This window comes from Rickettsiella grylli (assembly GCF_000168295.1).
Classification (GTDB): domain Bacteria; phylum Pseudomonadota; class Gammaproteobacteria; order Diplorickettsiales; family Diplorickettsiaceae; genus Aquirickettsiella; species Aquirickettsiella grylli.
The window spans coordinates 901,271-923,032 of the sequence record NZ_AAQJ02000001.1; the positions used below are offsets into that span (position 1 = coordinate 901,271).

The 21,762-nt window shown below is 42.6% G+C and carries 20 protein-coding genes and 1 other RNA gene; 4 read left to right on the forward strand and 17 right to left on the reverse strand.

The window, feature by feature from the left end; translation table 11 throughout:
• Positions 1–53: 53 nt before the first annotated feature.
• Genes lptM through dapF form a run of 3 tightly spaced genes read left to right on the forward strand, consistent with a single transcriptional unit; the run spans position 54 to position 2,285 of the window.
• Complete coding sequence (gene lptM, locus RICGR_RS07925; RefSeq protein ID WP_006035125.1) at positions 54–188, forward strand: LPS translocon maturation chaperone LptM; 135 nt, start codon at positions 54–56, stop codon at positions 186–188.
• The gene (gene lysA / locus RICGR_RS04175) at positions 188–1,441 is read left to right on the forward strand and encodes a diaminopimelate decarboxylase (RefSeq protein WP_006035907.1); all 1,254 of its coding nucleotides are present in this window, start codon (positions 188–190) and stop codon (positions 1,439–1,441) included. The genes lptM and lysA overlap by 1 nt, the downstream gene beginning before the upstream one ends.
• Before the next feature lie 13 nt (positions 1,442–1,454).
• On the forward strand, positions 1,455–2,285 hold the full coding sequence (dapF, locus tag RICGR_RS04180) for a diaminopimelate epimerase (RefSeq protein ID WP_006035341.1): 831 nt from the start codon (positions 1,455–1,457) through the stop codon (positions 2,283–2,285).
• Here dapF and fumC read toward each other — a convergent pair.
• From fumC to rnpB, 11 genes are all read right to left on the reverse strand, one after another.
• Entirely contained in the window at positions 2,282–3,691 is a 1,410-nt protein-coding gene (fumC, locus tag RICGR_RS04185; RefSeq protein ID WP_006035944.1) for a class II fumarate hydratase, read from the reverse strand. The genes dapF and fumC overlap by 4 nt on opposite strands.
• Before the next feature lie 116 nt (positions 3,692–3,807).
• Positions 3,808–4,794, reverse strand: coding sequence for an EF-P beta-lysylation protein EpmB (gene epmB / locus RICGR_RS04190; protein ID WP_006035389.1), 987 nt, complete (start codon positions 4,792–4,794; stop codon positions 3,808–3,810).
• Between the two features lie 35 nt (positions 4,795–4,829).
• Positions 4,830–6,626, reverse strand: coding sequence for an inverse autotransporter beta-barrel domain-containing protein (locus RICGR_RS04195; protein ID WP_040615158.1), 1,797 nt, complete (start codon positions 6,624–6,626; stop codon positions 4,830–4,832).
• A gap of 47 nt (positions 6,627–6,673) precedes the next feature.
• Positions 6,674–8,491 (reverse strand): inverse autotransporter beta-barrel domain-containing protein, encoded by a 1,818-nt coding sequence (locus RICGR_RS04200; protein WP_006035696.1) that lies wholly within the window; start codon positions 8,489–8,491, stop codon positions 6,674–6,676.
• 351 nt (positions 8,492–8,842) lie between these two features.
• The gene (locus RICGR_RS04205) at positions 8,843–10,660 is read right to left on the reverse strand and encodes an inverse autotransporter beta-barrel domain-containing protein (protein WP_006035093.1); all 1,818 of its coding nucleotides are present in this window, start codon (positions 10,658–10,660) and stop codon (positions 8,843–8,845) included.
• Positions 10,661–11,011: 351 nt separating this feature from the next.
• A complete protein-coding gene (locus RICGR_RS04210) occupies positions 11,012–12,835 on the reverse strand; it encodes an inverse autotransporter beta-barrel domain-containing protein (RefSeq protein WP_006035862.1) in 1,824 nt (607 codons plus the stop codon).
• A gap of 193 nt (positions 12,836–13,028) precedes the next feature.
• Positions 13,029–14,723, reverse strand: coding sequence for a peptidoglycan D,D-transpeptidase FtsI family protein (locus tag RICGR_RS04215; RefSeq protein ID WP_006035272.1), 1,695 nt, complete (start codon positions 14,721–14,723; stop codon positions 13,029–13,031).
• Positions 14,724–14,867: 144 nt separating this feature from the next.
• Entirely contained in the window at positions 14,868–15,212 is a 345-nt protein-coding gene (gene ftsL, locus RICGR_RS04220; RefSeq protein WP_006035102.1) for a cell division protein FtsL, read from the reverse strand.
• A complete protein-coding gene (gene rsmH, locus RICGR_RS04225) occupies positions 15,209–16,147 on the reverse strand; it encodes a 16S rRNA (cytosine(1402)-N(4))-methyltransferase RsmH (RefSeq protein ID WP_006035467.1) in 939 nt (312 codons plus the stop codon). The genes ftsL and rsmH overlap by 4 nt, the downstream gene beginning before the upstream one ends.
• Before the next feature lie 8 nt (positions 16,148–16,155).
• A complete protein-coding gene (gene mraZ / locus RICGR_RS04230; protein ID WP_006034865.1) occupies positions 16,156–16,611 on the reverse strand; it encodes a division/cell wall cluster transcriptional repressor MraZ in 456 nt (151 codons plus the stop codon).
• Between the two features lie 203 nt (positions 16,612–16,814).
• Positions 16,815–17,172: RNase P RNA component class A (gene rnpB / locus RICGR_RS07580), an RNA gene on the reverse strand.
• Positions 17,173–17,250: 78 nt separating this feature from the next.
• Here rnpB and RICGR_RS04235 point away from each other — a divergent pair.
• A complete protein-coding gene (locus tag RICGR_RS04235) occupies positions 17,251–18,369 on the forward strand; it encodes an anhydro-N-acetylmuramic acid kinase (RefSeq protein ID WP_006034721.1) in 1,119 nt (372 codons plus the stop codon).
• Here RICGR_RS04235 and erpA read toward each other — a convergent pair.
• From erpA to RICGR_RS04265, 6 genes are all read right to left on the reverse strand, one after another.
• A complete protein-coding gene (gene erpA / locus RICGR_RS04240) occupies positions 18,366–18,767 on the reverse strand; it encodes an iron-sulfur cluster insertion protein ErpA (protein WP_006035325.1) in 402 nt (133 codons plus the stop codon). The two genes, RICGR_RS04235 and erpA, sit on opposite strands and share 4 nt — an antisense overlap.
• A 103-nt stretch (positions 18,768–18,870) precedes the next feature.
• Positions 18,871–19,296 carry a protein YgfX gene (locus RICGR_RS04245; RefSeq protein WP_040615160.1) on the reverse strand — a complete coding sequence of 142 codons (426 nt, stop codon included), beginning with the start codon at positions 19,294–19,296 and terminating at the stop codon, positions 18,871–18,873.
• Positions 19,283–19,543: an FAD assembly factor SdhE gene (locus RICGR_RS04250; protein WP_240992219.1), complete on the reverse strand. Its 261-nt coding sequence runs from the start codon at positions 19,541–19,543 to the stop codon at positions 19,283–19,285. The genes RICGR_RS04245 and RICGR_RS04250 overlap by 14 nt, the downstream gene beginning before the upstream one ends.
• 27 nt (positions 19,544–19,570) lie before the next feature.
• Positions 19,571–20,119 (reverse strand): hypothetical protein, encoded by a 549-nt coding sequence (locus RICGR_RS04255; protein WP_006035095.1) that lies wholly within the window; start codon positions 20,117–20,119, stop codon positions 19,571–19,573.
• Positions 20,120–20,180: 61 nt separating this feature from the next.
• Positions 20,181–20,579, reverse strand: coding sequence for a cytochrome c maturation protein CcmE (locus RICGR_RS04260; protein ID WP_006035689.1), 399 nt, complete (start codon positions 20,577–20,579; stop codon positions 20,181–20,183).
• A gap of 32 nt (positions 20,580–20,611) precedes the next feature.
• Positions 20,612–21,673 carry a GMP reductase gene (locus tag RICGR_RS04265; RefSeq protein WP_006035221.1) on the reverse strand — a complete coding sequence of 354 codons (1,062 nt, stop codon included), beginning with the start codon at positions 21,671–21,673 and terminating at the stop codon, positions 20,612–20,614.
• Positions 21,674–21,762 lie beyond the last annotated feature (89 nt).

Here is a 21,762-nt window from a genome sequence, read left to right on the forward strand (position 1 = left end):
CCATTCAATCGTTTTTATTTTTTAGGTGAGAACATTTAACATCTAGTATTTATATGCAAACAAAAATTGGCTGTTCTCTTCTTTATTTAAGCGTTTTATTTTTTTTAACGGGATGTGGACAAATGGGCCCTTTATATCTCCCGCATCAAAAATCTTCCGTTCCTCCTTTTATGCAATCTGTCATCTAATGTCTTTTATTTATTTCGATCACATTTTACAGGCAGAAGCGATCCCCATTACTCAATTAATAACGCATTATGGCTCACCTTGTTATATTTATTCTAAATCCCGTTTATATGAACAATGGTGTGCCTTTAAATCTTTCATCCAGAACGGACATCAGATTTGTTATGCGGTCAAAGCGAATTCAAATCTCGCTATTTTAGCGCTTTTAGCCCACTGGGGCGCCGGATTTGACATTGTATCCGGCGGTGAATTCGATCGCGTACTTCGCGCCGGTGGGCATGCAGAAAACACGGTATTTTCTGGTGTCGGTAAAACCTGCGAGGAAATCAAATCCGCCTTATTCGCCCACATCGGTTGTTTTAATGTCGAGTCCAGTGGTGAATTATTCCGAATCGAAGCACTTGCCAAAAACATAGGTGCGGTGGCACCGATTGCTTTACGTGTCAATCCGAATATCGATCCCAAAACCCACCCCTATATAACCACGGGTTTAAACGACACTAAATTTGGTTTAAACGAAAAGGATGCCTTAACACTTTATCGTTATGCGGCGCAATCAAACCATTTAACGATTCGTGGAATCAGTTGTCATTTAGGTTCACAAATCACAACCATCGATCCTTTTCTACAGGCGTTAGAACATCTTTTGAAACTCACTGAAGCATTAAAAAAAGAACATATTTTATTAAAAACAATTAATTTAGGCGGTGGCTTAGGCGTGACTTATCAAACTGAAAACGTTCCATCGGTTCAAGAATATAGTCAAAAAATTTTAGCATTGCTCAAAAAAAGAAACTCAACACTCACTTTAATCCTCGAACCAGGTCGTGCACTGATAGCCCAAGCGGGTATATTGGTCACTAAAGTGGAGTACCTTAAATCAAACCATCGTAAACATTTTGCGATTGTCGATGCGGGTATGAATGACCTCATTCGCCCCGCCTTATATCAGGCTGAGCACGCTATTTTACCTATCGTTCAACGTTCTCTTCCCCGTAAAAAAAAATATGATATTGTTGGTCCCATTTGCGAAAGTAGTGATTTTTTTGGTAAAAATCGCGAACTCGTCTTACGCGCGGGTGATTACTTAGCCATTATGGACAGTGGTGCTTATGGTTTTTCAATGAGTTCCAACTATAATTCTAGACCAAGAGCCGCCGAGCTTATGGTTGACACGGATCGCGTGTTTTTAATTCGCTCACGTGAAACGTTAGCACAATTATTGGCCAATGAAACGATACCTCCTATCTCCTAAAATCGATAATTCCATGAAAACTGAATTTATTAAAATGCATTTATTGGGTAACGACTTTGTTATTGTAGATACCTTACAACAACCGTTTAAACCGAGTGCTAAATTAATACGAAAATGGGCACATCGGCAACGCGGCATTGGCTTTGACCAACTGTTATTAATTGAAAAACCGCGTTCTCAATCGAAACATTTTTATTATCGTATTTTTAATGCAAACGGGAATGAGGTCGCGCAATGTGGTAATGGTGCTTTATGTGTGACTCGATACTTAATCGAAAAAAAACGGTATAAAAATCCCATCCATCTGATGACCATGAATAATCGTTTAGAACTCACCATGGAAGAAAGCGGCAAAGTCACGGCTAATTTAGGTCTACCGATTTTTGATCCGGAAAAAATTCCTTTTATCAACCCCTCAAAAGCCCCCATTCATCCTCTCGAAACGCCTTTTGGACGCTTTGATTGTTGTGTCCTTTCTTTAGGTAATCCGCATTGCGTGATACAAGTCAATTGTTTAGAAAAAGCACCCCTTGAAGACTTAGGACTTTATCTGAATCAACATCCGTATCCTTATTTTCCACAAGGGTGTAACCTGGAATTGATGAAAATTCGTGATCCCAAGCAAATCGATCTCCGTATTTATGAACGCGGCGTTGGGGAAACGCAAGCCTGTGGTAGCGGTGCCTGTGCAGCGGTGATTGCTGGACGGTTACTCAACCGACTCACTAAAAAAGTAAAGGTCAATTTACCAGGGGGGTTGCTGACCGTCCGATGGGAATCTGAACATTCACCGGTTTTTCTACGCGGAACCCCCACTTATGTCTTTCGTGGTTCTATTGATTAATCCACTCGCGGTCCCAGCATTTTTTTAGGATCAACGACTTTATCAAAGGTTTCCGCATCAAGATAACCCAATGCGACACAGGCCTCCCGTAAACTCATTTCTTCCTGTAACGCTTTATGCGCAATTTTAGCGGCTTTATCATAGCCAATGATAGGATTCAATGCCGTCACTAACATTAATGAGTTTTCAAGAAATTGTTTAATTTTAGTCTGATTCGCTTTTAAATCCTTCACGCAATAACGCGTAAATGAAATACACGCAGAACTTAACAGATCGACCGATTGTAAAAAGTTATAAATCATCAACGGTTTATACACATTCAGTTCAAAATTACCTTGGCTTCCTGCAAAGGTGATGGCGGCATCATTTCCCATCACTTGAATACACACCATTGTCATCGCTTCACATTGTGTCGGATTCACTTTACCCGGCATGATGGAAGAACCAGGCTCATTTTCGGGTAAAATAAGTTCACCTAAACCTGAACGCGGGCCTGACCCTAACCAACGAATGTCGTTTGCAAGTTTCATTAGCGCACAGGCTAAGGTTTTAAGCGCCCCACTTGCAAACACTAAAGCCTCATGCGCGGCTAACGCAGAAAATTTATTTTTGGCTGAAACGAAAGGTAATTTCGTTTCTTGAGCAATAAACTTTGCGGTTAATTCAGCAAATTTTGGATGCGTATTCAATCCTGTCCCCACCGCCGTGCCGCCTATCGCCAATTGATAAAGCCCTGGCAAGGTTTGTTCGATATGTGCTAATGCCGATTCTAATTGATCCACATACGCTGAAAATTCTTGACCCAATGTTAAAGGAACCGCATCTTGCAAATGCGTACGGCCTATTTTAATAATCGCTTTAAATTCATGCACTTTTTCAATCAGTGCACCATATAAGGTTTGTACCGCAGGGATGAGTTTTTTGACCATCGCCACCGCAGCTGCAATATACATTGCGGTGGGAAAGGTATCATTCGAGGATTGTGATTTATTCACGTGATCGTTGGGATGAATTGGTTTTTTAGTACCCCGTTCCCCGCCGGCTAGTTCGATAGCGCGATTGGCAATGACTTCATTCACATTCATATTGGTTTGCGTGCCGCTACCCGTTTGCCAAACGCGCAAAGGGAATTCAGCATCCAGTTGTCCCGATTTTACTTCATCGGCCACTTGAATGATTAAATCTGCATTCTCTTTTGTTAATAATCCTAATTCGAGATTCGCTTTTGCGGCCGCCTTTTTTAAAATACCAAATGCATGGATAACCGCCAAAGGCATTTGTTCACCACCGATGTCAAAGTGACGCACACTTCGTTGCGTTTGCGAGCCCCAATAATGTTGCGCGGGAACGTTAATAGAACCCATACTATCGGTTTCAACACGGCTATTTTTTGAATTTTCAGACATCGTACACCTATCAACTTTTATCGTACGCTTTGTACCCGTTTAAATTTTTCAAACCCGTTTGCACGGAGTATAAAGTCTCTGTTTTCAATTCGCTAGCTTTAATGTGCATACTTCACTTAATCCTCCATAAAGGGCATTTTAGATAATGCACCGGCTTGTTCATAAACACATTTCGGGACTAAATAACCGGGCAATCGTTCTCGCAACGCCTTTAAAAGCGGCTTCATCTTTTCTTCATTCACTGTAAAATGCGTCGCGCCTTGTACTTTGTCCAACCGATGTAAATAATAGGGTAAAATTCCACATTCAAATAAACGTTCACTCAAATGAACCAGTGCTTCAACCGAATCATTAACGCCTTTTAACAACACCGCTTGATTCAGAACGTGTATTTTTCGTTGACGACACTTTTCGATGGCTTGTTGAACAGAATCATTTAATTCGTTCGCGTGGTTACAGTGTGTCACCAAAACAGGTTGCAATCGTGTTCCTGTCAATGCATTTAAAAGTGGAGTAGTCATTCGTTCGGGAATCACAATAGGTAAACGGGAATGGATACGGACAATCTTTACGTGTGGAATAGCGGCGAGATCGTTGATACGGTGTTTCAAATAATCATCTTGCGCTAATAAGGGATCCCCTCCACTTAAAATAACTTCGCGAATAGACGTATCGGCTTGAATATATGCCACTATAGCGTGCCATGCCTTACCTCCCACTTTATTTTTTCCATACGGAAAATGACGACGAAAACAATAGCGACAATTGATTGCACAAGCGCCGGTCATCGTCAGCAATATGCGGCCATAATATTTATGCAATAAGCCCGGAAGCGGATTCGCGGCGTTTTCCTGTAACGGATCGTCACTAAAATCAGCCTGTATTCGCGCTTCGGCTGCGATTGGAAGCACTTGTTGTAAGAGGGGATCCGCAGGATTCCCTTTTTGCATTCTGTCAATAAAACCGCTTGGTACGCGCAAGGGAAATAATCTCGAGGCGTGCTGCGCAGCAGATAATAACTGGGGATTCAGTGCTAATCGATCCAGTAATTCGGCCGGATCAGCCACCGCTTCTTTGAGAAAGGTCTGCCAATTTTTTTTCATAACATTTCAATTGAATTTATTTTTTAATCGATTCTTTAAGCACAAGCCGTTATAGCGCCATTGACCCTACACGTCGTTCCATCATTAACCGTCACCGCTCCTCTTGCTATCGCAACGTGGGCGCCTTCAACACTTAAACTACTATCGAGAACGGTCATGCTGCTGCCACGCCCATTATGTAACGCAACCGCATTACCATTAACATTTTCATGAATAATATCAATTGACGAATTTATAATACTAGTACTAGCATTCGTGTTTGATGAGGTTTCTATCCCTGTAAAGGGGAAAGCCCCCGTTCCCGTAAGCCGAATCGCTGAATCAATCACAAACGCATTGTTATTCATAATTTCAATCCCAGTACCACCACCTACTAATTCAACATCCACTGTACTTTTTAGAACGATTAGATTTGAACCATAGGTTATAATTCCCATTTGGGCAGCAAAAAAAAAGGTATTATCAATATATGTACCTATACCAACATTCTGTACAGAAAACGCATAACGATTGCTCACGGTCCCAATACTACTCCCTGTAATCACATTATTAGAGCCTTCTATTCGCACTCCCGTATCTGGAACAACTCCCAAGAAAGGGATCAGAATAATATTTTCTAAATGATTATTGCCGGTTAAAGTAAACGCACCACCAAACGTTGAACGTTCTGTGCCTGTGGCTGGCGCTGAATAATCCGCGGTCCGAGAATGGACGCTTTGGCCATTATTTAAGGTCAACGGATTAATTCCAGGATTAATTGCAGCATAATTTCCCCCATTAAAATACATCCGCGTATTCGGTAATAACGTATTTAACGTATTAACACCCGCTTGGCTAAAGTCGGTGGGTCCACACGGGTTTTCAAACGTGCAATCGGCCAACGTTAAGTTGGTTCCGCCATTATCCGGCCCTCCCGTTTGACTAAAAAACGCAATATTATCCTGGAGCACCTCGATTCGGCTGCCGCTTCCCCTTCCATATCGGATCGTTTGACTCGGTATCCCCGAACCATGACCCAAATTGGCGATATAACGTTCCACCGGATCCGTTAACCGTTCCGATAAACTCGGATCGGCCCAATGACCGTTCCGAACCCCTCCAAAACTAATCCCTAAACCACCCACGACCTGACTGTGTTGCCTATTATCGTAATTATAACGGGCAAAAACACGAACGTAATCGTCAAACCAATAATCCACTCCTGCACCGCCCCCGCGCACGTTTTCAGCATGCGGAATCTCAAAAAAATAAGCGCCCACAACCGCTTTTAAAGGCACACCTGAAAATAACTGGTAACCCACGCGCGCATCGGCTCCATTACCCACCTGTTGCACTTCATTGAACGCCGTAAAAGATACCGTTCGTAGCTCACTGTGACCCGTAAAAAAAGAGGGGCCTGCCGTCGTGGATTCAATCCCTCCTAAATCATCACTGCGTCCTGCCACCGGAATATACGCATTCACCCGCGCATCCCAGCGACTTCCCATGACCTCTACACCCGGATTCGTTATCCAAAATCCACTGCTGTTTTCAACGCGTGAATGGCCTGCAAACACGTACCATCCGACTATCGCGGCATCATTGCTAATCCATCGATAACCTAAACCGACATCGCCGTACCACGCTTGATCCGTTCCGTAACCGCCTTGGGGATCTACATACAGATTATGCTGACCATCACCGTCTAAGGACACCATTAAATCCGCTCGACCCACCGTATACACGCCCGTATACGCTTCCGCTGAAAAACGCAGTAACGGTTCTCGCGCCTGAAGCGGGGCGATACACAATAAAAGAGGAAACGAAAGAAAAATACATTTAATCCATTGCACAAATCATCCTTAAACGATTTTACATGCAAACATTTAGAAAAAATTTTTTAGGGACAAGCGACCACCGCTCCATTCACAACACACACCGTTCCTGCGCCAATATTTACAGGAAGGCCCGTCGCGATGAACGGATTCGTACCATCGACGTTCAAATCACTCTCTAGAACATTAATAGTACCACTATTGTTTTCGAGTACCACTGCAGCACCCGTATCATCATTACTAACGGCTATTTCCGAATGGGTCACCGCAACATCGCTATTGCTGAAGGTTCGTATGCCTACGGCAGCAGCGTTCGCCGATGACCCTGCCACGCGAATCCTTGAATCAATAATCGAAATACTTCCACCCACTGCTAAAATCCCATTAACACCCACATTCTCTACATTAAGTAAATCCAATGTCAATGTACTATTTTGCATCGTAAAATTAGAATCGGTCGTAACCACACCTAGAATATTTGAAAAAATAGTTGATGCATCAACCCGTGTATTGTCGCCAAAATTCTCAATAGCAAACAAATAACGATAGTTTGCAGTTCCAATACTACTCCCTGTAATCTGATTATTAGAGCCTTCTATTCGCACTCCCGTATCTGGAACAACTCCCAAGAAAGGGATCAAAATAATGTTTTCTAAATGATTATTGCCGGTTAAAGTAAACGCGCCACCAAACGTTGAGCGATCAGACTCTGTTGCAGGCGCTGAATAATCTGCAGTCCGAGAATGGATGCTTTGGCCATTATTTAAGGTCAATGGATTAATTCCAGGATTAATTGCGAAATAGCTCCCCCCATTAAAATACATCCGCGTATTGGGTAATAACGTATTTAACGTATTAACACCCGCTTGGCTAAAGTCGGTGGGTCCACACGGGTTTTCAAACGTGCAATCGGCCAACGTTAAGTTGGTTCCGCCATTATCCGGCCCTCCCGTTTGACTAAAAAACGCAATATTATCCTGGAGCACCTCGATTCGGCTGCCGCTTCCCCTTCCATATCGGATCGTTTGACTCGGTATCCCCGAACCATGACCCAAATTGGCGATATAACGTTCCACCGGATCCGTTAACCGTTCCGATAAACTCGGATCGGCCCAATGACCGTTCCGAACCCCTCCAAAACTAATCCCTAAACCACCCACGACCTGACTGTGTTGCCTATTATCGTAATTATAACGGGCAAAAACACGAACGTAATCGTCAAACCAATAATCCACTCCTGCACCGCCCCCGCGCACGTTTTCAGCATGCGGAATCTCAAAAAAATAAGCGCCCACAACCGCTTTTAAAGGCACACCTGAAAATAACTGGTAACCCACGCGCGCATCGGCTCCATTACCCACCTGTTGCACTTCATTGAACGCCGTAAAAGATACCGTTCGTAGCTCACTGTGACCCGTAAAAAAAGAGGGGCCTGCCGTCGTGGATTCAATCCCTCCTAAATCATCACTGCGTCCTGCCACCGGAATATACGCATTCACCCGCGCATCCCAGCGACTTCCCATGACCTCTACACCCGGATTCGTTATCCAAAATCCACTGCTGTTTTCAACGCGTGAATGGCCTGCAAACACGTACCATCCGACTATCGCGGCATCATTGCTAATCCATCGATAACCTAAACCGACATCGCCGTACCACGCTTGATCCGTTCCGTAACCGCCTTGGGGATCTACATACAGATTATGCTGACCATCACCGTCTAAGGACACCATTAAATCCGCTCGACCCACCGTATACACGCCCGTATACGCTTCCGCTGAAAAACGCAGTAACGGTTCTCGCGCCTGAAGCGGGGCGATAAAAAAACACAAAAAAAAGAATGAAAATGAAAAAGTAAAAGTAAAAGTAATATTTTTAAACATCTATTCGCTTCCATGCATTGAATCGTTTTTGAACGTGGAATCTGTGAAATAGCTTTACGTTTAGAAGCTTTTTAATGGATGCTTTCCAACAATTGACGAGTATATACGTTTAATTTTATTCTGCCTACTGAATGGCTGCATCTTCCATCATTCATAAAGACTTTTACGATTTTTGGGAATCGTTTAATGACGTTTACCCATTATCGGGTGGAATATTGAGCACGTGTAGTGCATGACTCATGAGAACCGGGACGATACACAATAAAAGAGGAAACGAAAGAAAAATACATTTAATCCATTGCACAAATCATCCTTAAACGATTTTACATGCAAACATTTAGAAAAAATTTTTTAGGGACAAGCGACCACCGCTCCATTCACAACACACACCGTTCCTGCGCCAATATTTACAGGAAGGCCCGTCGCGATGAACGGATTCGTACCATCGACGTTCAAATCACTCTCTAGAACATTAATAGTACCACTATTGTTTTCGAGTACCACTGCAGCACCCGTATCATTACTAACGGCTATTTCCGAATGGGTCACCGCAACATCGCTATTGCTGGAGGTTCGTATGCCTACGGCAGCAGCGTTCGCCGATGACCCTGCCACGCGAATCCTTGAATCAATAATCGAAATACTTCCACCCACTGCTAAAATCCCATCAACACCCACATTCTCTACATTAAGTAAATCCAATGTACTATTTTGCATCGTAAAATTAGAATCGGTCGTAACCACACCTAGAATATTTGAAAAAATAGTTGATGCATCAACCCGTGTATTGTCGCCAAAATTCTCAATAGCAAACAAATAACGATTGTTTGCAGTTCCAATACTACTCCCTGTAATCTGATTATTTCCACTTTCCAGAGTCACCCCGGTATCTGGGAATCTTCCTACAATAGGGATCAAAATAATGTTTTCTAAATGATTATTGCCGGTTAAAGTAAACGCGCCAGCAAACGTTGAACGTTCTGTGCCTGTGGCTGGCGCTGAATAATCCGCAGTCCGAGAATGCACACTTTGACCATTATTTAACCTTAATGGGGTAGAGCCACCTCCCTCTTCACCCGCAGTATAACCTCCCCCATTAAAATACATCCGCGTATTCGGTAATAACGTATTTAACGTATTAACAGCCGCTTGACTAAAGTCGGTGGGTCCACACGGGTTTTCAAACGTGCAATCGGCCAACGTTAAGTTGGTTCCGCCATTATCCGGCCCTCCCGTTTGACTAAAAAACGCAATATTATCCTGGAGCACCTCGATTCGGCTGCCGCTTCCCCTTCCATATCGGATCGTTTGACTCGGTATCCCCGAACCATGACCCAAATTGGCGATATAACGTTCCACCGGATCCGTTAACCGTTCCGATAAACTCGGATCGGCCCAATGACCGTTCCGAACCCCTCCAAAACTAATCCCTAAACCACCCACGACCTGACTGTGTTGCCTATTATCGTAATTATAACGGGCAAAAACACGAACGTAATCGTCAAACCAATAATCCACTCCTGCACCGCCCCCGCGCACGTTTTCAGCATGCGGAATCTCAAAAAAATAAGCGCCCACAACCGCTTTTAAAGGCACACCTGAAAATAACTGGTAACCCACGCGCGCATCGGCTCCATTACCCACCTGTTGCACTTCATTGAACGCCGTAAAAGATACCGTTCGTAGCTCACTGTGACCCGTAAAAAAAGAGGGGCCTGCCGTCGTGGATTCAATCCCTCCTAAATCATCACTGCGTCCTGCCACCGGAATATACGCATTCACCCGCGCATCCCAGCGACTTCCCATGACCTCTACACCCGGATTCGTTATCCAAAATCCACTGCTGTTTTCAACGCGTGAATGGCCTGCAAACACGTACCATCCGACTATCGCGGCATCATTGCTAATCCATCGATAACCTAAACCGACATCGCCGTACCACGCTTGATCCGTTCCGTAACCGCCTTGGGGATCTACATACAGATTATGCTGACCATCACCGTCTAAGGACACCATTAAATCCGCTCGACCCACCGTATACACGCCCGTATACGCTTCCGCTGAAAAACGCACCGGTAACGGTTCTCGCCCGTAAAGCGGGGCGATAAAAAAACACAAAAAAAAGAATGAAAATGAAAAAGTAAAAGTAAAAGTAATATTTTTAAACATCTATTCGCTTCCATGCATTGAATCGTTTTTGAACGTGGAATCTGTGAAATAGCTTTACGTTTAGAAGTTTTTTAATGGATGCTTTCCAACAATTGACGAGTATATACGTTTAATTTTATTCTGACTACTGAATGGCTGCATCTTCCATCATTCCTAAAGACTTTTACGATTTTTGGGAATCGTTTAATGACGTTTACCCATTATCGGGTGGAATATTGAGCACGTGTAGTGCATGACTCATGAGAACCGGGGCGATACACAATAAAAGAGGAAACGAAAGAAAAATACATTTAATCCATTGCACAAATCATCCTTAAACGATTTTACATGCAAACATTTAGAAAAAATTTTTTAGGGACAAGCGACCACCGCTCCATTCACAACACACACCGTTCCTGCGCCAATATTTACAGGAAGGCCCGTCGCGATGAACGGATTCGTACCATCGACGTTCAAATCACTCTCTAGAACATTAATAGTACCACTATTGTTTTCGAGTACCACTGCAGCACCCGTATCATTACTAACGGCTATTTCCGAATGGGTCACCGCAACATCGCTATTGCTGGAGGTTCGTATGCCTACGGCAGCAGCGTTCGCCGATGACCCTGCCACGCGAATCCTTGAATCAATAATCGAAATACTTCCACCCACTGCTAAAATCCCATCAACACCCACATTCTCTACATTAAGTAAATCCAATGTACTATTTTGCATCGTAAAATTAGAATCGGTCGTAACCACACCTAGAATATTTGAAAAAATAGTTGATGCATCAACCCGTGTATTGTCGCCAAAATTCTCAATAGCAAACAAATAACGATTGTTTGCAGTTCCAATACTACTCCCTGTAATCTGATTATTTCCACTTTCCAGAGTCACCCCGGTATCTGGGAATCTTCCTACAATAGGGATCAAAATAATGTTTTCTAAATGATTATTGCCGGTTAAAGTAAACGCGCCAGCAAACGTTGAACGTTCTGTGCCTGTGGCTGGCGCTGAATAATCCGCAGTCCGAGAATGCACACTTTGACCATTATTTAACCTTAATGGGGTAGAGCCACCTCCCTCTTCACCCGCAGTATAACCTCCCCCATTAAAATACATCCGCGTATTCGGTAATAACGTATTTAACGTATTAACAGCCGCTTGACTAAAGTCGGTGGGTCCACACGGGTTTTCAAACGTGCAATCGGCCAACGTTAAGTTGGTTCCGCCATTATCCGGCCCTCCCGTTTGACTAAAAAACGCAATATTATCCTGGAGCACCTCGATTCGGCTGCCGCTTCCCCTTCCATATCGGATCGTTTGACTCGGTATCCCCGAACCATGACCCAAATTGGCGATATAACGTTCCACCGGATCCGTTAACCGTTCCGATAAACTCGGATCGGCCCAATGACCGTTCCGAACCCCTCCAAAACTAATCCCTAAACCACCCACGACCTGACTGTGTTGCCTATTATCGTAATTATAACGGGCAAAAACCCGAACGTAATCGTCAAACCAATAATCCACTCCTGCACCGCCCCCGCGCACGTTTTCAGCATGCGGAATCTCAAAAAAATAAGCGCCCACAACTGCTTTTAAAGGCACACCTGAAAATAACTGGTAACCCACGCGCGCATCGGCTCCATTACCCACCTGTTGCACTTCATTGAACGCCGTAAAAGACACCGTTCGTAGCTCACTGTGACCCGTAAAAAAAGAGGGGCCTGCCGTCGTGGATTCAATCCCTCCTAAATCATCACTGCGTCCTGCCACCGGAATATACGCATTAATCCGAGCATCCCAGCGACTTCCCATGATCTCTACACCCGGATTCGTTATCCAAAATCCACTGCTGTTTTCAACGCATGAATGACCGGCAAACACGTACCATCCCACTATCGCGGCATCATTGCTAATCCATCGATAACCTAAACCAACATCGCCATACCATTCTTGATCCGTTCCGTAACCGCCTTGGGGATCTACATACAGATTATGCTGACCATCACCGTCTAAGGACACCATTAAATCCGCTCGACCCACCGTATACACGCCCGTATACGCTTCCGCTGAAAAACGCGGTGGTAACGGTTCTCGCGCCTGAAGCGGGGCGATAAAAAAACACAAAAAAAAGAATGAAAATGAAAAAGTAAAAGTAAAAGTAAAAGTAATATTTTTAAACATCTATTCGCTTCCATGCATTGAATCGTTTTTGAACGTGGAATGTGTGAAATAGCTTTACGTTTAGAAGTTTTTTAATGGATGCTTTCCAACAATTGACGAGTATATACGTTTAATTTTATTCTGCCTACTGAATGGCTGCATCTTCCATCATTCATAAAGACTTTTACGATTTTTGGGAATCGTTTAATGACGTTTACCCATTATCAGGTGGAATATTGAGCACGTGTAGTGCATGACTCATGACATGCGAAAAAATGGGTCCTGCTGTATAGCCTCCATAATAGCGTTTACCTTTTGGATCATGCACCATCACAGCAACCACCAGACGCGGCCGACTGGCCGGTGCAATACCGATAAAGAGACTATTATAATGGTGTTTTTCATAACCTTGCGCGCCAACGATGCGCACGGTACCGGTTTTTCCGGTAACGCGGTAGCCAGGAACACGCGCTAAAGGCGCCGTTCCCTCTTTTGTCAACACCGACTCTAACATGTCTAATATTTCTCGACTAATTTTTTTATCGAGCACCCGTTGCCCAACAGGAACTTCTGTTTCAGGTACTTTGAGAAAAGTAACCGGTAACTTAATGCCTTCGTGCGCCAACACAGCGTACGCTTGTGCAAGTTGTAACGCCGTTACTGAAATACCGTAGCCAAACGATAAGGTTGCTAATACAAATGGATTCCATACTTTAAAATGGGGGAGACTACCAGTTCGTTCGCCAGGGAAACCACTTTGTGTAATTTGACCAAAGCCGACTTGATGGAGCGTATTCCATAAATTTTCTGCAGGAAGCGAAAGAATAAGCTTTGACATCCCCATATTACTTGAAATTTGTAATATTTTCGTTAAATCCATGACGCCATTATTGTGTTCATCCCGAATGCGTTTGCCCGCGACGATCATCCAGCCCGGATTCGTATCGATCGGACTCTCTGGCGTAAATCGACCACTGGCTAATACGCTGGCCATACTCAAACTTTTAATCGTTGATCCCGGTTCAAACAAATCCGTTAATGCCCGGTTCCGAGTCTGACCCTTGTGTGTTGTTAATCGATTATTGGGGTTATAAGATGGCCAATTAACCATGGCTAAAATTTCACCCGTTTTTACATCCAGTACAACAACCGATCCAGAATCTGCTTGATAGCGCTCGATTCCTGACTTCAGCTCTCTAAAAGCGATATATTGGATTCGTTTGTCAATACTTAATGTTAAATTATGTCCTGATCGTGGCGGACGTATCGATCGGATATCGGCGACGATATGCCCTAGCCTATCTTTAATCACTTTTTTTAAACCGGATTGACCCGTTAACCACGAATTATAAGCAAGCTCCAAGCCTTCTTGACCTTTATCATCGACGTTCGTTAAACCCACGATATGTGCCATTACGGGGCCTTCTGGGTAATAACGATGATATTCTTTTTGTGAAAAAACACCCGGTATTTTTAGATTCTTGATGTGTTGGGCATACTGTGGATTTAAACCCCGTTTTAAATAAACAAATTCTTTATATCGACCATGTAAAACCATTTCATGAATGTTTTGTGGACTGATCTGTAGCCAATGACTTAAATTCAAACGTTGTTGTTTTGTGGGCTTAAAATAAGTGGGATCGACCCAAATAGCCACGACGGGCGTACTGACTGCTAAGGGTTCGCCGTGTCGATCGAAGATGATACCGCGATGTGCGGGAATAGTGACTGTCCGTATGGTTCTTGCATTCCCTTGATGTTGTAAAAATTGTCGATTAATAATGGTTAAATTGACAAGTCTTGCGATCAACCCCAACGCAATCAACAATAAAATGAACACGATGATCATTAAACGCCATTGATAAGTCGAGAAGGTTAACCTACGATTGTTTTTTTTGAGATCCGGCATGAAACGCTTACTCAATCAAATGAAGAAGAGCATTGTCCGAAAACAACGCGTAAAACCCCGAAAATAGCGTGAGAAAAAAATAGCCTACCTTTTTTTTATCCCCTAAAAATAAATGAACCCCATGAGGGATAAAAAAAATGACACTCATTTTAAGAGTGATTTTGTTAATAAAATGGTATTTTTCATTTCAGGGATTCGCATACCTAATTTTTGTTGGGCTAAATTTTGTATTCTGACGGGCGCAACCCAGGTATTTTCTTCAAGTAATAATTGGCTCCATTCCGTTTTTAACTGATCATAGGTTTGTTGAGCGGTTTGTAATTGACTATACAAATTACGTTGCATCGCTTTAATATAGATCACAGAAAGTGCTGAAGATAATACGGCCAGTATTAATAAAAAAAGCCCCAACATTTTCAATGAAACAACCCATTGTCCTCGCTCCCACGTTAAAGCACTTTGTGTTAAAGCACGCGCTGCACTATTCATGCTATTTTCTCCGCTATTCGTAATAGAGCGCTACGCGATCGTGGATTCGTTTTGATCGCATAGGCATCTGGTTTAACTCCTCGACCTATCTTTTTTAATCTCGGTCGCTTCCATTCAGCTGGCATAAACGGTAGTTTTTTTAGTTCCACTGCTTCATGAGCATGCTGATGAATAAAACGTTTTACGATTCGATCTTCTAATGAATGAAAGCTAATCACCAGTAAGCGTCCACCTTGCTTCAACACATCAATACTTTGTCCTAAAGAAACGTTTAAATCTTCCAATTCATTATTAATCTGAATACGTATGGCTTGAAACGTTCGTGTCGCAGGATGTTTAAATCGGTCCCAATGAGGATGTGCTAATTTCACCACATTGGCTAACTGCACGGTCGTTACAATGGGTCTTAATTTTTGTTCTTCGACGATTGCTCTGGCAATCCGTTTTGCGTAACGTTCTTCGCCATAATTCTTTAATACCTTAACGATTTCTTTTTCTTTCGCATGAGCGAGCCATTCTGCGGCACTGATTCCTGTTAGAGGATCCATACGCATGTCTAATGGCCCCTCTCGTAAAAAACTAAATCCTCTCTCGGCTTTTTCAAGTTGCGGTGAAGAAACGCCTAAATCAAATAAAATTCCAGAGACTTTATTGATCACACCTTCACGCTCAGCCATTGTTTTAAGCTGGCTAAATGAACCTTGATATATTTTAAACCGTTTATCATGGCCCCATTGCTGGATGCCAAACGCCATCGCCGCAGGATCCTTATCAATAGCAATGCATCTCCCTTTATCACTTAAACGCTGTAAAATCTGGCCTGCATGGCCACCCCGTCCAAATGTTGCATCAACATAAATCCCGTCCTTATCAAGGACGAGGTTTTCAATCACCTCGGTCAGTAAAACGGGTTGATGTTGTTCTTGTTTTTGCATAGAACCGCCTACAAGGTTAAGTTCTTTAATTCATCGGGTATCGCGTCTTTTGTAACCGTCTCTTCGACCCATTGTGTGCGATAGTCCTCCCAGGTGCTGGCGGCCCATAATTCAATTTTTCTCCCTTGACCCACAACCATGATTTCTTTTTCTAATTGAGCATAATCTCTCAACAAAACGGGCAGTAAGATTCGACCCTTATTATCACTTTCCAAATCGGTTGCATGACCGATAAGTAATCGTTGAATACGTCGCGCAGCGGGATTAAAGCTCGGTAGGGTTTGCAATTTTTCTTCAATGTTTTCCCATTCCGGCAAAAGATAAAGCAATAAACAAGGCGATTCGGTGTCAATGGTTAATACAAATTGAGGTTCTTTATCCAGTGGTAATCGCTGTCGATAGCGTGCCGGTAATTTTATCCGACCTTTCGAATCAAGCACGACCAAATTTATACCCCGAAACATAATTTATCCCATTTTTTTCCACACTTTCCCACTTTTTGCCACTTAATTACACTATAGGAATTAGAATTACTACTTGTCAAGCCTTCACTGGACTTCGATAAAAACAACCCAAAAGTTGGTCTTCATCCGCACAAAATACTAAAAATGAAAAGAAGCGATCCCAAAAAAGTGTCATTAATGAGGGAAATTTATCATTGAGAAAAAAGAAGAGTTAGCCGATAAGCCGGGTTCTGTCGTGGACAGTCATTCATCTAGGACATACGTCACCGTATATCTCAAGCGACCTACCCGAACCTAACGTGGACCGCGTCTAAAAGGTTCCTATTTGGTCTTGCTCCAAGTGGGGTTTACCTTGCCACCACTGTTACCAGTGATGCGGTGTGCTTTTACCACACCTTTTCACCCTTACCTGAGACCCATCATTATAAATCTTAGGCGGTCTATTTTCTGTGGCACTTTCCGTAAGCTCGCGCTTCCCAGGCATTACCTGGCACTTTGCCCAATGGAGCCCGGACTTTCCTCTGTAATGATAATTATTACAGCGACTGTCTAGCTAACTCTATCGCGTGGATAGCGTACTATTTTTTCCTCGTTTATTGCAATAGAATTAACTGCTTATTTCAATAACGGTTGGGTTTCATGAAAAAATTATATATTGGTTTAATGTCAGGCACGAGTATGGACGCTGTGGACGCCGTATTAGTTGATTTTTCAAGTAACCATCCCATGCTACTTTCGACCTCGCAATCTCCTTTACCTCCGGCATTACGGAAAGCACTTGTCAAATTTTATACCACTCGTTCCATTAACATCATAAAATTTGCAGAGCTTGATCAAAAAATCGCATTGATTTCAGTCGATGTCGTTAAAAAATTATTAGAAAAAAGTCACCATACGGCGCACGCTATTTTAGCGATAGGCAGTCATGGACAAACTGTTTTTCATTATCCTCGTGGTTCAAATTACCCGTTTACACTGCAGATTGGTGATCCAAATATTATTGCGGAAAAAACAGGCATCACCACCATTGCTGACTTTCGCCGACGAGATATTGCCGCTGGAGGTCAAGGTGCACCCTTAACACCGGCTTTCCATAATTTACTTTTTCGCACTAAAAAAGAAGACACACTCGTGTTAAATCTCGGCGGAATTGCTAATATCACCTATTTGCCGGCGGATCAAAAAAAAGAAATTTTAGGTTTTGATACGGGTCCTGCGAATTGTTTGCTGGATCAATGGATACAGTTTCATCTCAAGCGATGGTTTGATGAAGAAGGCGCTTGGGCAGCGAGTGCTGCGTTTGATCCAACCTTGTTAAACCAATTTTTATCGGATCCCTATTTTCAATTAAAACCACCTAAAAGTACAGGACCTGAATATTTTAATTTAAACTGGATACGATCCCATTTCACGTCACTCGCTCAACCATTAACGCCCGCTATCGTACAAGCAACCCTTTGTGAGCTCGTTGCTCGCCATGTCGCTCACGCGATACAACGTCTAAAAAGCAAAGCGGGTGTCATTTTGCTTTGTGGGGGAGGCAGTAAAAATACTTTTTTAAAAAAACGCTTACAACATCATTGTTATCCACATCGTTTGTACTTAACCGATGAGAAAGGAATATCAAGCGATTGGCTTGAAGCCATGGCATTTGCATGGATTGCAAAACAGACATTAGAAGGTAAAATAAGCAACCTTCCGGAAGTCACTGGCGCTCAAAAAGGAGTCATACTCGGTGGGATTTATTTAAAAAATTAAATTCCAAAGGAAGAACCACAGCCGCACGTCGTTTTAGCATTCGGATTACGTATGATAAATTGTTCGCCTGTTAAGTCTGATTTATAATCGATTTCTGCGCCGGTTAAATAGCCCAAACTAATGGGGTCAATCAATAATTGAACCTCCCTTTTTTGATCCTTGCCATTTTTTTGGATGATCAGCGTATCATCTTCATTCATCGCTTCCTCAAAACTAAATCCATATTGAAAACCAGAACAACCACCCCCGGTAATAAATACGCGCAATTTTAATTGTGAATTTCCTTCTTCCGTGATGAGCGCTTCTATTTTATGCGCTGCGCTTTCAGTAATTCTCACGGGCTGCGTTTCAGTGAAAAATGGTTCTTGGGGATGACAATGCGGTGATGCTTTTGACATAAAATTTAAAGTTTGTATCCAGATGGGAAAAATTATATCTTATTTTTGGCCGAAGGCCTACGAACGTTTATCTTTTTAAAAAGCGCTCAAATGGGTTAAACAATTAATTCACACGATGTAATTGACGACGCAATTGTCTGAAATCCTTGAAATCTAAGCTATCTGGAAATAAAATTAAAGAAATTCGGGTTTTCTTCTTTGTGAGCGCAACAAAATTGAGTAACACGAAATAGCGCGTACAGAGACTATTACCGGCCAGTTGCTGTGTGCTTATTTCACCGATATTATTCCTTAATTGCCAACAATCCGCACGCTTTTGCCAAAACTCAATCACGGAATGCGGATTATTTAATAAAACGTGCTGACAAAAAAGCGTAATAAAACTCATCAAACACGCCAAACTTAATAGAAATTTGGTCCACCATGGCCAGGGTAAAAAACACAAGCATGCAATGGCCCCACCATGAACCACAAGGAGTAAAATAGCTAAATAATAAGAGGGTTTTAACCGGTAACTACTCGCCAACACAACGCACTCTGACCTGTTCGATTAAGGCTTGCATGAGGCTATCCGACACAGGTTTGCGCTGAATTAAATAAGCATAAAGCGCCGAATCAGAATAAGTCAGTAACTGTTCAAATAAGACTTGATTTGAAGGGGTTAAACTTAAATAACGATTATCTAAAAAGGCCTTTAAAAGAAGATCGAGCTCCAGCATGCCACGTCGACATTGCCAACGTAACCGTTGTCGTTTTTTTTCCAACTGCTTCATCATAAAATCATTAATAACTGAGTTCAAAAATCAAAATGCGTTGATTAAAATATCGCGGATCTGTCGCTGACTGCCATCGCCCATAATAGCATACCCTGCCGCATGAGGAAGCTTATCCTGATAAATTTGCGAAAACGTATTCAGATAGTCGGGATTAAAAAATAAGCTTTTCACACCCAAACTGGCTAAAGTCATATAATTTGCGCGTATTCCTAAAGGTTTTTTCTTTAAAAAAAGTAATTCAAGCTCTGCGTAAAGCGGGTCAGTTTCGTGTATCGTATTTTTATTTGTTTTTTCAATCAACGCAAAAATATCACGCGTTTCAAGGATGTCAGCGCGATGATCTTCAGCCGATTGTGCGGGGTGAACCACTAAAAAAGCAGAATTTTCTGTCAAAAAACTGGGATAATCTTTCTTTTTAATCGCAAGATCCAAAATCAACCCGCGTGTTAACGCGCGCGATCCCATAAAAAAAACTTCTTCACTCGGAAAAAATCGAGTTAATAGCAGATAAGCCAAACTGGCGATAACAATCAACGCGACTGCAATGAGTATTTTTAAAGACGTTATTTTGTTCATTGTATTTCCCTATTTCGATCAACAAAAAAACTAAAAAATATATAAAAAGTAATGACTGAAGTTATGGCATGGATTGATAGCGTTCATCATGTTTTGCAAGCACTTGTTTCGCTTGCAAAATCCCATTTTTGTCCAAACTTCCTTTTATCACGACGGATTGACCTTCGCGAAATAAATCCGGTAAGACGCCTTGGTATTCAACCAAAACCTGATGGGATGCATCACTCACTACAAACGATATCAACCCCGGTTCACCGTGTTGCTTCACTGTCCCTTTCTTCACTTGCCCTCCTAAGTGGAACAGTTGGCCTTGCGCTAAATGTTCTCGAACCAATTGGGAAGGGGTATAGAATAAATTAATATTTTGTTTCAAGGCATACACGGATAAACCGATAACAACCAGACTGATGACGATTAAAAACACGACAAAATTCAAACGTTTTTTTTGGAGTCCATTCATTCTATTTTTATATCCGCTCTTACAAAAAATAATTAATCGGTCATAGATTCATTGACTTGTAATGCCGCAAATACTTCGTTTAATTGTTGAGTCACGCGTAAAAAAGTCGTCCGTTTAGAAAGCTCTTTTAACCGTTGCGCACCCACATAAGTGCAGGTAGAACGTAACCCCCCTAAAATATCCAGTACCGTATTTTCAACCGTTCCTCGGTAAGGAATATTGACTGAACGACCTTCGCTTGCACGATAACGATTCATTTTCCCATGATATTTATGCATGGCTTCACGGGAGCTCATTCCATAAAATCGCATAAACCAATGACCATTTTCCTCCACTTTTTCGCCTGCACATTCTTCATGGCCTGCGAACATTCCTCCTAACATAACAAAATCAGCGCCTCCAGCAAATGCCTTCGCCACATCCCCGGGCGAAACACAACCACCATCTGCACATAAGTGCCCTCCTAAACCATGCACGGCATCCGCACATTCGATGATTGCCGAAAGCTGCGGATAACCCACACCGGTTTTTAGACGCGTGGTACACACAGAACCCGAGCCAATACCGACTTTAACAATATCTGCACCGGCTAAAATAAGCTCCTCAGCCATTTCAGCGGTGACTACATTTCCAGCCATTAACGTTTTTTTAGGATATTTTTTTCGCAATAGCTGGATACGATCGACAAAACGTTGGGTATATCCATTGGCCACATCAATACAAATAAAAGGACACGCGGCTATTTTAATAATGTTTGCGAGTATTTGGATATCTTCTTCTTTAATCCCGATGGTTGGGAAACAATAAGGGATCGACTTTGCATGTTGGCTCGAAAAATTTTCCCAATCCTGTAAACATGCGAACTTGCCAATAGCCGTCAATAATTGATGTTTTGCCAGGCTTTCAGTCATCTCAAAAGTACCGGTATGATCCATATTCGATGCAATAATCGGGACGCCTTTCCATGAACACTGCGAATGTTTGAAGGTATAATCGCGTGTTAAATCAACCTCCGCGCGCGTTTGTAATGTGCTCCGTTTGGGCCGAATTAAAACATCCTTAAAATCTAGTTTTATTTCTTGATCGATGCGCATAATAACCTCAATGACATGACCCGATACCGCATCGGCAAAAAAGCAAATGATCGTTGCGTTGCCTCTGGGAATATCCCACTATAAGCGGC

Bases quoted from the DNA above. Each gene is read 5' to 3' on its own strand.
- RICGR_RS04265 (WP_006035221.1), bottom strand. From the start codon at position 21,673: ATGCGCATCGATCAAGAAATAAAACTAGATTTTAAGGATGTTTTAATT.
- ftsL (WP_006035102.1), bottom strand. From the start codon at position 15,212: ATGAATAGTGCAGCGCGTGCTTTAACACAAAGTGCTTTAACGTGGGAG.
- mraZ (WP_006034865.1), bottom strand. From the start codon at position 16,611: ATGTTTCGGGGTATAAATTTGGTCGTGCTTGATTCGAAAGGTCGGATA.
- rsmH (WP_006035467.1), bottom strand. From the start codon at position 16,147: ATGCAAAAACAAGAACAACATCAACCCGTTTTACTGACCGAGGTGATT.
- lptM (WP_006035125.1), top strand. From the start codon at position 54: ATGCAAACAAAAATTGGCTGTTCTCTTCTTTATTTAAGCGTTTTATTT.
- RICGR_RS04215 (WP_006035272.1), bottom strand. From the start codon at position 14,723: ATGCCGGATCTCAAAAAAAACAATCGTAGGTTAACCTTCTCGACTTAT.
- epmB (WP_006035389.1), bottom strand. From the start codon at position 4,794: ATGAAAAAAAATTGGCAGACCTTTCTCAAAGAAGCGGTGGCTGATCCG.
- RICGR_RS04255 (WP_006035095.1), bottom strand. From the start codon at position 20,119: ATGAACAAAATAACGTCTTTAAAAATACTCATTGCAGTCGCGTTGATT.
- RICGR_RS04235 (WP_006034721.1), top strand. From the start codon at position 17,251: ATGAAAAAATTATATATTGGTTTAATGTCAGGCACGAGTATGGACGCT.
- fumC (WP_006035944.1), bottom strand. From the start codon at position 3,691: ATGTCTGAAAATTCAAAAAATAGCCGTGTTGAAACCGATAGTATGGGT.
- RICGR_RS04210 (WP_006035862.1), bottom strand. From the start codon at position 12,835: ATGTTTAAAAATATTACTTTTACTTTTACTTTTACTTTTTCATTTTCA.
- RICGR_RS04250 (WP_240992219.1), bottom strand. From the start codon at position 19,543: ATGATGAAGCAGTTGGAAAAAAAACGACAACGGTTACGTTGGCAATGT.
- lysA (WP_006035907.1), top strand. From the start codon at position 188: ATGTCTTTTATTTATTTCGATCACATTTTACAGGCAGAAGCGATCCCC.
- dapF (WP_006035341.1), top strand. From the start codon at position 1,455: ATGAAAACTGAATTTATTAAAATGCATTTATTGGGTAACGACTTTGTT.
- RICGR_RS04260 (WP_006035689.1), bottom strand. From the start codon at position 20,579: ATGAATGGACTCCAAAAAAAACGTTTGAATTTTGTCGTGTTTTTAATC.
- erpA (WP_006035325.1), bottom strand. From the start codon at position 18,767: ATGTCAAAAGCATCACCGCATTGTCATCCCCAAGAACCATTTTTCACT.
- RICGR_RS04205 (WP_006035093.1), bottom strand. From the start codon at position 10,660: ATGTTTAAAAATATTACTTTTACTTTTACTTTTTCATTTTCATTCTTT.
- RICGR_RS04200 (WP_006035696.1), bottom strand. From the start codon at position 8,491: ATGTTTAAAAATATTACTTTTACTTTTACTTTTTCATTTTCATTCTTT.